Genomic DNA, 13,416 nt, shown 5'->3' on the forward strand with positions numbered 1-13,416 from the left:
ATCTTATTTAATGGGTTGAAAGGTTCTCATTTTCAAGAATATAAAAATGGACATGGGTGTTACTATTTTTCAGCACTCCAGTTACTGTATAACCTTCAGATAAAGCATTACGTACCGCATTTCTCAGCTTATATCTCCAAGCCTTCGCAGCCTCATCATTTTCTTGTTTTAAACTTTGGAAGTTCACTGGGACAGGTATCAGGTATCCTTTTTCACCCTTTACTGGTTCTTCATCAAGGGGATATGGTACATTTCTAAGATTGCGCCATGCAAGAAGGTGACGATAATTTTTAACTGATATATCATTTTGAATTACACCTGCCAATGTGTTCTTCACCCTGTTGGAACAAATATCCCATTCTGCTAAAAAACGATCAGAAGGGAGACCTATGTTCAGTTTATCAGTCATTTCTCCGTAATAAGAAGGATAGTAGGTTTTTGCATATGCTCCTAACTTATTTAGGTTAAAATATGCATTTCTAGCTTCTAAAGGATCAAAGGTCCATACAATTTTAGAATAGCCGTAATTAACGGCCCAATTCCTTTGCTTCAGTTTTAGCTGTAATCCAATGCCATAGTTTTGATACTTGCTGCAGACGCCAGTCATATGAGAAATCAAATACGCCTCTCCATTTTTATAACCCGAAAAACCGTATGAAAAGCCGAGTAACTCCCCTTTATTAAAAGCTCCGATTAAGATTCCGCCATGGTGAGCAGCAGCAATAAGCTGTGGAAGGGGTGTGACAGCGTCTTTCCCCCAAATCTCTTCTTGAAAACTAACTACGTCTTGTATTTCCTTTAAACCTTCGATATTTTTATATACAATTGGTTCTGTTAAAACCACTGGTATATCACCCCCTCCCCCACCTATAATTTTCAATAGCCGCTATATTAAATAATTAATAAAAGGTCACAGTGTCCCGTTTATAGACCTGTTCATTAACTGTAAGTTTATCTATAAGTTCCTGATTAATGTCAAAACCAATGCCAGGTTGTTCTGGAACAGTGATAATGCCTGGTTTTGATAGAGTCACTTCCGGTAAAATGATATCTTCATCGAAATAACGGCTGGAAGCGGATGTATCACCTGGAATACTGAAGTTACTTAATGAAGCAATAGCAATGTTATGAGCCCTGCCAATTCCTGCTTCAAGCATACCGCCGCACCATACAGGAATATTATTCTCCTGACAGAGATCGTGCATTTTAATTGCTTCCGTTAGTCCTCCGACACGCCCAACCTTTATATTGATAATTTTACATGCATTAATTTCGATTGCCTTTCTTGCGTCTTCTGCAGAATGAATGCTTTCATCTAAACAGATAGGTGTTTTCATTTCTGCCTGCAGTTTGGCATGGTCGATAATGTCATCATGAGCTAATGGCTGCTCAACCATCATTAAATTAAACTGATCCAGCTCCTTTAATAGCTGTTTATCATTTAGGCTATAAGCAGAATTAGCATCAGCCATCAGCGGAATTTGATCTCCAAATTTTTTGCGAATAGCCTCCACTGGTTCAAGGTCCCAGCCTGGCTTAATTTTCACCTTTATCTTTTTATATCCATTCTCTAAAAAGCCTTCCACCCTGTTTAAAAGAGTCTCTATACTGTCTTCTATTCCAATGCTGACACCCACTTCAATCTCTGAACGCTTACCTCCCAATACAGCAGAAAGCGGCTGTCCTTTTAGCTTGCTATACAAATCCCATACAGCCATTTCAAGAGCAGCTTTTGCCATATTATTTCTGCGTATATATGAAAACATTTCTGACACATCTTTTGGCTCTTGAATTCCTTTATCCAACAGTTGAGGGATTAGGTATTTTTCAAGCATGTGCCATACAGTACCTGTAGTCTCTTCGTTATATATTGGATAGGGCATAGCGACACTTTCAGCAAAACCCACTTTATCGCCGCTATATGCCTTAACAATAATAATATCTTTTTCAGTAACTTTACCGAAACTAGTTTCAAACGGAGATTTTAATGGTAATTTTATTCGTTGTAATGCAATCTGATTTATATCCATTCAGTATCTTCCTTTTTATTAAAAATTGTTTTCTTTACCCATTATTTGAGGATCATACAGGTGACATGCTACAAAATGGCCTGGATTAACCTCAATGTTACGAGGTTTTTTGGATTTACATGTTTCCATACATGCGAAACAACGCGGGTGGAATGAACAGCCCTGGGGAGGACTTGCTGGATTTGGAACATCACCAGTTAAGATAATCCGGTCTTTCTTTTCAACTTCAGGATTCGGAACGGGAACAGATGACATAAGCGATTTAGTATAAGGATGCAGCGGTTCTGAAAACAATTGGTTCTTATCTGCAAACTCTACCATTCTCCCTAGATACATTACTCCTATTCTGTCACTTATGTGTTTAACAACACTCAAATCATGGGCAATAAAAATATATGTTAAGCCCAACTGTTTCTGAAGACTCTGAAACAGATTAAGTATTTGTGCTTGTACTGATACATCCAAAGCAGAAACTGGCTCATCAGCTATTATAAGTGACGGGTTCACCGCGATTGCGCGGGCAATTCCAATCCTTTGTCTTTGTCCACCGCTAAATTCATGAGGATAGCGATCGGCATGATAAGCGTTTAACCCTACCATTTCCAATATCTCTATCGCTTTTTCGCTTCGTTCTTTCTTGTTCTTTCCTATATTATGTGTTGACAATGCTTCTTCTAAAATGGAAGAGATTCGGAGACGGGGATTTAAAGAAGCGAAAGGATCTTGGAAAACAATTTGCATTTGTTTTCGCAGCTTTCTCATCTCATTCTTTTTCAAGCTTAGTGTATCTCTGCCTTCAAATTTAATTTTGCCGCTAGTTGGTTCAATTAATCTTAGGATGCTTCTTCCAGTTGTGGATTTGCCGCATCCGCTTTCCCCAACAATTCCTAATGTTTCTCCTTTAAACAAGTTGAATGTTACACCATCAACTGCTTTAACATAGTCCTTTTTATTAGAAATAAAGCCCTTGCTTATAGGAAAATATGTTTTTAGGTCATGTACCTCAAGCAGTATTTCACTCATGCTAATGCCTCCTCTTTAATATATAGCCAACATCTGACTGCCTGCTCATTATTCGCTTTTATTAAAGGCGGGTTTTCTATAGAACATTTAGCATGAGCATGAGTGCATCTGGAATAAAACGGACACCCTTTCGTTACTTCTCCTAAATTAGGTACATTGCCTTCAATTGGCTGAAGGGTATCATGATCCTCTTCCAGACTGGGAATCGAGTTTAATAGACCAATTGTATAAGGGTGTTTTGGATTTTTGTATATCGTTTTTACATCAGCTTCTTCAACGATTTGTCCATAATACATAACCATAACCCGATCGGCCATTTCTGCCACTACACCTAAATCATGAGTTATTAATAATATGGCTGTATCATAATTAGTTTTGAGGTCATTCATTAAATCCAAAATTTGCGCCTGAATGGTCACATCTAATGCAGTTGTCGGCTCATCCGCAATTAATAGGCTAGGATTACAAGCCATAGCCATTGCAATCATCACCCGCTGTCTCATTCCTCCAGAAAGTTGGTGGGGGAATTCGTTTACAATTTTTTCCGGACGTGGAATCCCGACCTTTTTTAACATATCAACAGTCTGCTGATGTAGTTCTTCCCCTGTGAGATCTGTATGAAGCTTTAGAACTTCACTAATCTGTCTTTCAATTCTATGGACAGGATTTAAGGAGGTCATCGGCTCCTGGAAAATCATAGAAATATCTTTCCCGCGAATTGAACGCATTTTTCTTTCTGACAATTGATTCAAATCTGTGTCTTTAAATATGATTTTCCCATCAATTTTCCCAACACTATTCGAAATTAGTCTCATGATGGAAAGGGAAGTAACACTTTTACCGCACCCTGATTCGCCCACCAAAGCAAGAGTTTCACCTTTATTAATTGTAAAATTCACCTTACTAACTGCATTCACATAATCTTTTTTCCCTGTTTTAAACTTAATAGAAAGGCTGTCCACTTTTAAAAGTGCTTCTTTTTCTGCAAACTCTGTCACCATCCCATTCACTCCCAAGCAGTTATTTTTGTCGTGGATCCAGAGCATCACGCAGTCCGTCACCTAATAAATTAAATCCAAGTACGACTAACATAATGGCCAGACCAGGGAAAAGTGACATCCACCACGCTTGCCCTAAAAAACCTTTTCCTACGTACGCCATAGCCCCCCACTCAGGAGTTGGCGGCTGAGCTCCGAGCCCTAAGAAGCTTAAGGCTGCTGCAACAAGAATACTAGTCCCAAATTGTAAACTGGATAGAACAATAACTGGTGATAATATATTAGGAAAAACATGCTTTACAATGATTTTAAAATCCGATACTCCCAGTGCCTTTACTGCCTCAATATATTCTTTCTCCCTTATGGACAAGACAGTTCCCCGGACCACCCTTACATAGGAAGGAATAACAGAGATTGCAACCGCAATCATGGCATTAGTTAAACCGACCCCAAGCACTGCTATAATGGCAATAGCAAGAAGAAGGGAAGGAAACGCCAATAAGATATCCATAACTTGCATAATATAAATATCAATTCGTCGGTAATAGCCCGAAATGATGCCTAAAATAACCCCGATTGTTCCTGCAATTAGTACTGCAACAAGCCCCATCATTAAGGAGACCCGGCCTCCATATAACATTCTTGAAAAAATATCTCTCCCGAATTCATCTGTTCCTAATAAATTTTCTCCCCCTGGAGGCAGGAACCGCTGTTCGAATTTCATTACATCTACTGGGTGTGGGGCAATGAGCGGGGCAAGCAAAGATACCGAAACGAAAAACAATAAAATGGACGCGCCGATAACTGCACTCTTGTTCGTGATGATCCTTTTCCCAACTAAAGACCAGTACGATTTGGATTTTACTTCTTCCTTTCTATTATTCTGAGGAGGAGTTAAATTAGTTTCGGAATTTGTAAGTTTAGGTGCTGTACTATTCAAAAAGCCTGCACCCCTTTCTAATATTTAATACGTGGATCCACCATACTATAAACAAGATCCACTATTAGGTTAGTTATGATAAAAAGAAATGCCATAAATAGAACCAGCCCTTGTACGGTTGGCAAATCCCTCTTCGAAATGGCTTCTATTGAAAAACTGCCTAATCCCGGGAGTGAAAATACGGTTTCAATGACCACGGCACCTGCTAATAAAAAACCAAACTGCAGACCAATTAAAGTAATAACCGGTATCATGGCATTTTGGAGAGCATGCTGAAAAATCATATTTATCAGGGCAAGCCCTTTAGCTTGAGCTGTTCTCATAAAATCCTGTTTAATGACTTCAAGCATACTTGACCTTGTCATTCTGGCTATATTTCCGGCTGATCCTAAACCCAGCGTAATGGAAGGCAGAATTAATGAATGAAAGCCTTCGTATCCTGAAATAGGAAAAAGGTTAAGCTGATAGGAAAAAATCCAAATCAAGAATAGGGCAATCCAAAATCCTGGTGCAGAGATTCCTATTAAAGAAATGACCATGGCTAATTGGTCAAAAATTGTATTTTGTTTAACAGCAGCTAAAATCCCCATTAAGATTCCAAATAAAGATCCAATAATCAAACTATAGACCGCTAATTGAAATGTTATGGGAAATCGGGCATAAATTTCTTCTCCTACTGTCAGTCCTGTTATATACGAGGTTCCCAGGTCCCCTTGCAGCACATTCCTTATATAATCGAAATATTGAATATACAGCGGCTGATCCAGTCCTAGAGTACTTCTCAGTTCAGCTATTGATTCTTCTGAGGCAAAATCCCCCAGAATATAGGTTACTGGATCACCAGGGATAAGATGCATCATCAAAAAGACTAAAAAAGACACCCCAATAAGAGTAACAATCATTGATAGGATACGTTTCACAATATATTTAGACATATTTCAGATCCCTCCTTTTATTAATAGGATTGTTAGGGATGACTGAACATCCCTAACTTTCTCTGTGGTTTTATTTCGGAGTGATATCATTAAATATAATGTTTTGTGAATATGGATTTTGTTTGAATCCATCAATATCACGGTAAGCCGTTATACTCTCACGAACAAATAGTGGAACCCACGGAGATTCTTCCACAATAAATTGCTGTGCTTCTTCATAGATTTTCATGCGCTCTTCAGGATTCATCGTTTGTCGGCCTTTAGTAAGCATCTCTTGTAATTGGTCAGATTCGTAATGCAATCTGGTTGAATTTCCTTTGGTCATAAGCATGTATAAGATATCTGGATCAGACCATCCGTACATGTTAAGGATGGCATCATGCAGGCCTTTTGGTGTATTTGCAGCAATGGACGCTGCTTCTTGAACTGAAATTTTTACATCAATTCCGATTTCCTTTAACTGGCCTTGAATAATTTGGACAACTCTTTGCATAACAGGTTCATCCGATAACCATAATTCAAAGGAGAAAGGCTTTCCGTCCTTATCTACAATTCCATCACCATCTGTATCATTCCACCCGGCTTCTGCCAGCAGCGACTTAGCCTTATCAATATTCTGGCTATATTTTTGTTTTGCTTCTGCTTCAACTTTTTCACTATAACCAGGTATTGTATGAGGAAGCGGACCAAAGAGCGGCTTGGCATATCCTTCCAAAGCAAACTCAACAATTGGCTCCCTATCAATCCCAAGTGCAATTGCTTGTCTGACACGTTTGTCCTGGAATATTGGTTTCTTATTATTGAAGCCTAAGTATGTTATGCCTTGTTCGTACATGCTATTAAGCTCTACACCTTCTGTTTCTTTAAGATCTTGAATATAGTTTGGCGGTACCTTTGTCATTATTTGTGTGGTACCTTTCTTAAATTCAAGCACCCTAGTATCATCATCAGTAATAAAGCGGAACTCAAATTTGTCATAAGCCGGTTCACCCTTGTTGTCCACAAAAGAAGGGCCCCAGCTATAATCGCCATTTTTCATGTAAGTAATGGAGGATCCTCGTTTATGTTCTCCAAATTTAAATAATCCCGCAGCAGCCGGCTGTTCTCCAAAATCATCTCCATACTCATCAAGTGCTTTAGGATCCATCGGTGCTAAATAGGCAGTAGTTAATCCACTGGCAAAAGGGGCAAAAGGCTCAGTGAAATAAACTTTTAATGTTTGTTCGTCCACAGCGTCAATTTTGTCCAGTGGCCCTGCTATGAATTTAACTGCAGAATGCTGCAGAAATCTTTCAAATGTTTTCTTAACTGCTTCAGCAGTAACCGGTTCTCCGGAATGGAATTTGGCCGTTTTATTTAATACGATTGTCCAAACTTTCCCGTCATCTGAAACCTCATACTTTTCAGCAAGTCCAGGAACCAAATTTCCATCTAAATCCCTTTTGAGTAAAGTGTCATATATATGGGCATTGGTATCATCAACCCATGTTGTTTTATGAACATCAATGCTGTCAGGCTCACGAACAGAGGATATTACCAGCGTGTCCCGTGGTGCAGAACCCGTTGTGTCAGATCCAGCAGTTTTTTCGGAAGCTGGATTACAGCCTGTTAAAATGACTGCGAAACTTATCAAAGTGATGGATAACATGTTTAATACTTTCTTTTTCACTTTCTTTCCCCCATTTTTCACTTGAATTTTTCTTTTTGAAACAGCGTTATTTCCTTATAAAATGGATATACTTTTTTTCTGAGTCTTGTATGATTAAAGGATATTAGATTAAAGCTGCTTAATCCTGGAGAGTCAACTGAAATGATTTCCTTTGCAAGCGGTTCAAAACCTGCCCTGAAATGCTGGCTTGATTTTAAGGCCACGATTTTATAGGATTTTATATCAATCCCATGCAGCAAAAAGATTTGTTCATCCAGTGTCTGTGACCTTTTAGAACAAATTATAATATCGATCCCATCAACTATGACTCTCGCAGACTTGCCATAATTGATGCTTGCACCTCTTCCCATCGGCGAAGATTGGATAAACTGCCCATCAGTGAGAGTTTTTACGTATGCTTTAACATGTATAGGCTCCCCATGCATATCGTCCGTTTTTCCGCCGAGCAGTACTTCGATTACCGTCCCCACTCCACTTTCATGTGCAATATCCACTACTTCTGGATCATATATAAAGCCGAAACAAGCATTTTCAAGCTTTGCTTTTAACATAGCTGAGAGCAAGTGAGTTCCATCACCTGGTGTACCGCCCCCAGGATTATCGGAGGTTTCGTTAATTATGATTGGCTTGCCTTCCATCCTCAACGCTTTATTTATACCTTCCTCAGGAGTATCGATATCTGGAAAAAAGTCCTCTCTAGTATTCCAAATTTCTATTGCAATTTCTTCTGCTGTTTGATCTGCCAGCTCCTGGTCATTATTAGTAATAGCTACAACCGTTACACCGACTTCAGGAATATTGGTGTAAGGAAATCCATGAAAGAATGTACAATCAATAATTTTTTCGTTTTTTTCGCGTGTCCAGCATAATTCATTAATGTGCTTCGCAGGAGGTAAATTCGTGGTGGAAGTGGGAATCATAAGTGGCAGTTTTTTGAGGCTCATCTTTGGATGTATTTCTTCTAAAAGAATTTGCTTCGTAATATCAATGGCTTCTTTTCCTCTTTCATAACAATCGACATGAGGGTAGAAATTAACACCTAACAGGACATCAGCTTCTTTAACCATCTGGTCAGTTATATTGCCATGAAGATCCAGTGTGACAACAACAGGGATTTTATATCCGATAATTTCTCTAACAGCAGATAATATACCCCCTTCAAGATCATCAGCATCCTCCGCAACTCCAGCACCATGAAGTGCCAGACAAACAGCCTCAAATTCACCCGCTGCTTTAATAGAATCCGTTAATTCATAAATCAGCCTCTCGTAGGTTTCCTTCGTTATTAACCCTGAGGGCATGGCAAAAGCTGAAAAACTCGGAATAATTTCCACCCCAATTTCTTCAGCACGATCAATCATACCACCTAAGTAATTTCTTACTTTTCGATGTTTCTGTATGATTGTATCTCCGTGTATCCATTCCCATTGCTTAAACGATTCAACTGTTGTTTTCACATTGGAAAATGTGTTGGTCTCGTGTGCAATTCCACCTATCAAGATTCTCATTGTTATCCCGCCTTTTTTTGAAGTAGATACTTTAATTTGTTTTAAAAATGAAGTAAACGTTTTATTGTTTGTAATTATATTACTAATTTGTTACCTATTCAATACATAAATTTATATTTTTATAAATTTTCAGAATTAATTTTACAGCCCTAGGTTTTTCTAGCATTTCGGTTTAGCGATGAATAGAAAAAATTCGGGACTGAATCCAAGGGAAACAGTCCCGAATTTTATCTGGCACATATCAATCAAAACAAGGAGGGCGCACAAATAATCGAGTGGGTAGGAAAAAAAAGCAGCATGCGCATACTTATTGCATACTGCAGAAAGCTAAATTATATTTTATGAAGACTGTTTTCTGAGGGATTAGTGCTTTTGATTATTTGGCAAACAACATCTTAACAGGCCAGTTCTCAACAAAAAGAGGGTTAGTGAGTAACAGCTATCATAATGAATTGATGGATACATAGCAGATATTTTTTCCTCCTCGTGCATAAACATCAGTATCCTTACAAAAGAAAAGCATTACCTCAAAGGAAGTAATGCTGGTAGGAATTCTTAATATTATTAGTCAGCTCATTTAAAATAATTTTTTTCTTTGCCTGAGGTAAATGGCAGCTTAAAATTAGCAAATCAACTAGGTCAGGTTGCTCCTCAGCAATTTCCTGCAAGTAATCCCTGCCAAACTCTTTCATAACAGGTAGCAAACTGTTCATTTTTAATGGAAATCCACATCAATTTTCTTTTTATTTGTTTGAGTTTGTTTAGGCATGATAACTTCTAGTACACCATTCTTATAAGAAGCCTTTATACCTTCCTCAGAAACAGGAGTTGGTAGTGTAATAGCTCTCTGAAAGCTACCTGTGTATCTTTCTCTCCTATGCAAATTCTCTTCTTTAATCTCATTAGTTCTGTTAATTGAGCCACTAATTCTCAATACATTATTTTCAATATCAATGTTTACATCTTCTTTACTCCGCAAGCCTGGAATGTCACAAGTTGCTACTACCTCTTTATCTGTTTCATGAACATCCACTCTTATATTCCCCAATTGATTCATTTCATTGTCTAAATGAAAAGGGAAATCATTGAATAATCTGTCAAAATCTCTCCTAATGTTAGTTAATTGTCTAAATGGATCATAAGGTATCAATGCCATTTGTATCATCTCCTTAGTTATTTATTTTTAACAAATATATTTTTTACATTTAGAATGTAATTATTCATTTAAGGGATAAGGTTTGATTGAGTCGGAATCATAGAAAAACATTTTTACTCCTTCCATGATCTCAAAATAGTCTTTGCCCAATTGTTTACCCTTTCCATACATGGGGGCTTCTTTTGAAACCGCAGTAAAAATCATATATCCGTTTGGCTTTAACTGATTATAGCTAGCTTCATGGTTAAACCTATTTTTAATGTTTTTTAACGGATTGGTGCTTTTGATTAGTTGGCAACTCTTAACAGGCCAGTTCTCAACAAAAAGAGGGTTCGTGAGTAACAGCTATCATAATGAATTGATGGATACATAGCAGATATTTTTTCTTCCTTGAGCATAAACATCAGTATCGAGCAGCAGGAAAGAGGGATAGCCATGTCCTTTATCGGATTTGAACTGATAGCCAAAAGAGCATGGACGATTTTGCCTGGCCACACTTTTTCGATGTCCATTTTATGGAACAAAAAAAAGATCCCTTCCTCCATCGGAAGAGATATCTATCATGAATCTGGACTGATCCTCCCTGATAAAAGAATTGCAGCTACCGGGAGGATTCATCATCTGTCTGATCATACAATAAATCCCTATGAATCCTTACAAACAGCACCTTGTAAGCTTATTTGCCGGCCTGACTTTCCCCTGGATGATCTTAAGATTGAACTTCTTGCGCCGATGAAAGGGATTATGGAACCCTTTCATCAAACGGCCAATCTTTTCTTGTGGAGCGAGGAAAACAATCTTTTAAGAAAAACAGAGCTCCACCTGGATCCCCATTCAATTGACAGGATCCCACCAAATAAATATTTTATCGATCTTTCTTTTTTACTGGGTAAAATTTAGACCTTATCCCAAGAAAAAACTGCTTTCTTTACCTTTGCTCAGAGCATTAGACTAATATCGGCGTTAAGAAATAAACAATCAAAAAGGCTGTCAAAATACGCATGACGATTCCTAATACAGCCGCTCCCATTGCATCCTTTTCACTAAGATCAGAATTAGCTGCCCATATAACCGGAATTTGACCAAAGATAGTAGACAAAGGCAAGCCGGATGAAGCTAATACAAATGATCCAATGACCAAACGCGGATCCAAAGAACCCGCAACTTCTGATAACTGGGCCATGGCCAGCGCCGGGCTTGCTAATATGGAGAGAATTCCGGTCTCAGGATGAATATTTAGAGCTAACAAAACGGCTGATAGGCCGGATTCAAATTTTGACCATATGCCGATGTAATCCAAAACGCCAATAGCAGCAAACACGACGGCGGCAGCCGGTATAATGAGAAGGAATAATAGCTCTGCTCCCTCCCTGGCTCCATTAAACAAAGTGGGTAAAAACCCAGTCTTCGGCGTAAATTGAGGCAGCTTTGCAATTTGGACAGCTTTCGTATCCCGGTAAATGGTTTTAGAAAGCAGGAACGGAACAACAATGACAGGCATGAAGACAGCCAGCACGACCACTACAAAGGCATTGGCCCCTACAGCCGTTAAAGCAACCATGCCCAACATAAAGGTAGCAAAGGACTGCTGGGATTGAACCATGGTGGCTACCGCTATTTTCTGCTCTGCTTTTGTTGCTCCCGAACGGATTAAGATCGGTCCGGCAATTTTCCCGGCAGCATTAATGTCACCAAGAATATTATATATACTTGGAATGATTACCGCCGAATTCACTTTCATCAGCTTTGTAACAGGAATGAATATCCGGATTAACGCATCCGTAAATCCCAGCCTTTCCAGTACCCGGCCTATAATGACACTAACAATAATGGAAACCCCTACCGTGCCGGTTAAAAATATCTCTACGATAACCGGGAAAACCTGATCGACAATGGAAGTAAATAACCCGGCTAATGTACCTGGCGTGATTAACAATACCAGCAGTGAGATGATGACTAAACCAAGACCGACTGCTTCAATTCGTGTCCATTTTCTCGTTAACGGAATCGGGACACTATTCTCTTCTATTTCTAGATTTTCTTGTACTAAAGATTTAACCTCGCTCATCTACCTGCACTCCTTTTTTTATAGTGTATGGACAGCCGTTTTTTTCAATAGATAACCCTCAGCCATTTCTTCTGCATATTTCTTTAACTGAGGAGATCCCATTTCATTTAGGGATATGCTTGTCACACGTTCTCGAAAAACAACGACTTCAACATCAGGCAGCAGTCTGTCTAAGGCATAAGCTAAAGGCAAACCATTTTCGAGTATTTCTAACACATGGCAGTTTCCAATAATAAAATTAAGGCCTAACTCCTTAGCTGTTTCAATAAGCGGATGTCCAACATAAACCCGGCTAATGCTAGCGAGAACTGTGTCAGCTTCCGGGTGTTCCTGGATGGCTTGACGCAAATGTTCAGGAGAAAATCCCGTATGCGGGAAAATGTGCACAATATTGTTCACGGGGCTGGTCTCTTCTCCATGAACAATTCTCCCGCGAGTCACTATACTCGTTTCAGACAGAGATGAACTATTGCGTATTTCCTTTTCAGTATGTAACAGTTCCTCTTCATCTCTCAGACCCATATAATTGTCCAGCCGTGTTAAAATATCTCCCAGCGTTTTCACCTCAGGGAGTACTTTCCCTGCATATAAAATATTTCCGTGCACTCCTCCATAAGAAACCTCTGTACGGTATACCTGATGGCCGTGCAAAAAAGGAATGCCAGGATGCAATCCATGGAAAGCTTCATGCAATTCAAATGCAGCTACATTATACAAATCCAGATAGTTTTTCAAGATTACTCCACCTGAATTAGCCGCTTCAGCTATCGGATGATGAGCAACAATGGCATCGACACCAGTAGCGCCGGCAAGTTCGATACTTCCTTCTGTCATTGTCATAGAAACTGCTACTTTTTTTACTTCTTTTTTCATATCGCCATAGACAAGACCAGGCGTTTCAATGATCTCTTTGCCGGGAATGTTGGAAGATTTCATGATGACAAAGGGATGCTCACCTCTCGTAATATCGTTTAGCGATTTAATCACTCTGCCTCCTGTCAGTTCATCCAGCGCAATCAATACATCTTCAACTGTTTTCATAATGTTGTTGCCTCCTCTATTTTTTTATAAAAAAAACCGTCAGCACAA

General features: G+C 38.9%; 12 protein-coding genes and 1 pseudogene. 1 reads left to right on the plus strand and 12 read right to left on the minus strand.

Features of this window, described 5'->3' with window-relative positions; translation table 11 throughout:
* Nucleotides 1-7: 7 nt before the first annotated feature.
* The 10 genes and pseudogenes from CE058_RS04595 to CE058_RS04640 all read right to left on the minus strand — a co-directional run.
* Nucleotides 8-844, minus strand: a complete 837-nt coding sequence (locus CE058_RS04595; RefSeq protein ID WP_163140564.1) for a hypothetical protein — start codon at nt 842-844, stop codon at nt 8-10.
* A 55-nt stretch (nt 845-899) separates the two neighbouring features.
* A complete protein-coding gene (gene menC / locus CE058_RS04600) occupies nt 900-2,030 on the minus strand; it encodes an o-succinylbenzoate synthase (RefSeq protein ID WP_163140566.1) in 1,131 nt (376 codons plus the stop codon).
* 18 nt (nt 2,031-2,048) lie between these two features.
* Nucleotides 2,049-3,053 (minus strand): ABC transporter ATP-binding protein, encoded by a 1,005-nt coding sequence (locus CE058_RS04605; protein ID WP_163140568.1) that lies wholly within the window; start codon nt 3,051-3,053, stop codon nt 2,049-2,051.
* A complete protein-coding gene (locus CE058_RS04610) occupies nt 3,050-4,054 on the minus strand; it encodes an ABC transporter ATP-binding protein (RefSeq protein WP_163140570.1) in 1,005 nt (334 codons plus the stop codon). The genes CE058_RS04605 and CE058_RS04610 overlap by 4 nt, the downstream gene beginning before the upstream one ends.
* A gap of 19 nt (nt 4,055-4,073) precedes the next feature.
* Nucleotides 4,074-4,991 (minus strand): ABC transporter permease, encoded by a 918-nt coding sequence (locus CE058_RS04615; RefSeq protein ID WP_019382225.1) that lies wholly within the window; start codon nt 4,989-4,991, stop codon nt 4,074-4,076.
* Nucleotides 4,992-5,008: 17 nt separating this feature from the next.
* Entirely contained in the window at nt 5,009-5,926 is a 918-nt protein-coding gene (locus CE058_RS04620; protein ID WP_163140572.1) for an ABC transporter permease, read from the minus strand.
* A gap of 70 nt (nt 5,927-5,996) precedes the next feature.
* A complete protein-coding gene (locus tag CE058_RS04625; RefSeq protein ID WP_163140574.1) occupies nt 5,997-7,595 on the minus strand; it encodes an ABC transporter substrate-binding protein in 1,599 nt (532 codons plus the stop codon).
* A gap of 17 nt (nt 7,596-7,612) precedes the next feature.
* Nucleotides 7,613-9,103: a M81 family metallopeptidase gene (locus CE058_RS04630; protein ID WP_019382228.1), complete on the minus strand. Its 1,491-nt coding sequence runs from the start codon at nt 9,101-9,103 to the stop codon at nt 7,613-7,615.
* Nucleotides 9,104-9,818: 715 nt separating this feature from the next.
* Entirely contained in the window at nt 9,819-10,259 is a 441-nt protein-coding gene (locus tag CE058_RS04635; RefSeq protein WP_163140576.1) for an Hsp20/alpha crystallin family protein, read from the minus strand.
* An 81-nt stretch (nt 10,260-10,340) separates the two neighbouring features.
* A pseudogene (locus CE058_RS04640) lies at nt 10,341-10,490 on the minus strand (SAM-dependent methyltransferase); the annotation flags it as partial.
* Nucleotides 10,491-10,694: 204 nt separating this feature from the next.
* On the opposite strand from CE058_RS04640, the gene CE058_RS04645 reads away from it, so the two are divergent.
* Nucleotides 10,695-11,159 (plus strand): hypothetical protein, encoded by a 465-nt coding sequence (locus tag CE058_RS04645; protein ID WP_163140578.1) that lies wholly within the window; start codon nt 10,695-10,697, stop codon nt 11,157-11,159.
* A gap of 46 nt (nt 11,160-11,205) precedes the next feature.
* Here the strand turns inward: CE058_RS04645 and CE058_RS04650 are convergent, their stop codons facing one another.
* Together CE058_RS04650 and CE058_RS04655 are read right to left on the minus strand one after the other, a co-directional pair.
* Nucleotides 11,206-12,327, minus strand: a complete 1,122-nt coding sequence (locus tag CE058_RS04650; RefSeq protein WP_163140580.1) for a hypothetical protein — start codon at nt 12,325-12,327, stop codon at nt 11,206-11,208.
* An 18-nt stretch (nt 12,328-12,345) separates the two neighbouring features.
* Entirely contained in the window at nt 12,346-13,368 is a 1,023-nt protein-coding gene (locus CE058_RS04655) for a Nif3-like dinuclear metal center hexameric protein (protein WP_163140582.1), read from the minus strand.
* Between the last annotated feature and the right edge of the window lie 48 nt (nt 13,369-13,416).

The organism is Bacillus sp. 22-7, assembly GCF_010628845.1.
GTDB lineage: Bacteria > Bacillota > Bacilli > Bacillales > Cytobacillaceae > Cytobacillus > Cytobacillus firmus_B.

Excerpts from the sequence above, each read along its gene's own strand:
- CE058_RS04620 (WP_163140572.1), bottom strand. The coding sequence starts at position 5,926 with ATGTCTAAATATATTGTGAAACGTATCCTATCAATGATTGTTACTCTT.
- CE058_RS04635 (WP_163140576.1), bottom strand. The coding sequence starts at position 10,259 with ATGGCATTGATACCTTATGATCCATTTAGACAATTAACTAACATTAGG.
- menC (WP_163140566.1), bottom strand. The coding sequence starts at position 2,030 with ATGGATATAAATCAGATTGCATTACAACGAATAAAATTACCATTAAAA.
- CE058_RS04630 (WP_019382228.1), bottom strand. The coding sequence starts at position 9,103 with ATGAGAATCTTGATAGGTGGAATTGCACACGAGACCAACACATTTTCC.
- CE058_RS04610 (WP_163140570.1), bottom strand. The coding sequence starts at position 4,054 with ATGGTGACAGAGTTTGCAGAAAAAGAAGCACTTTTAAAAGTGGACAGC.
- CE058_RS04605 (WP_163140568.1), bottom strand. The coding sequence starts at position 3,053 with ATGAGTGAAATACTGCTTGAGGTACATGACCTAAAAACATATTTTCCT.
- CE058_RS04645 (WP_163140578.1), top strand. The coding sequence starts at position 10,695 with ATGTCCTTTATCGGATTTGAACTGATAGCCAAAAGAGCATGGACGATT.
- CE058_RS04650 (WP_163140580.1), bottom strand. The coding sequence starts at position 12,327 with ATGAGCGAGGTTAAATCTTTAGTACAAGAAAATCTAGAAATAGAAGAG.
- CE058_RS04655 (WP_163140582.1), bottom strand. The coding sequence starts at position 13,368 with ATGAAAACAGTTGAAGATGTATTGATTGCGCTGGATGAACTGACAGGA.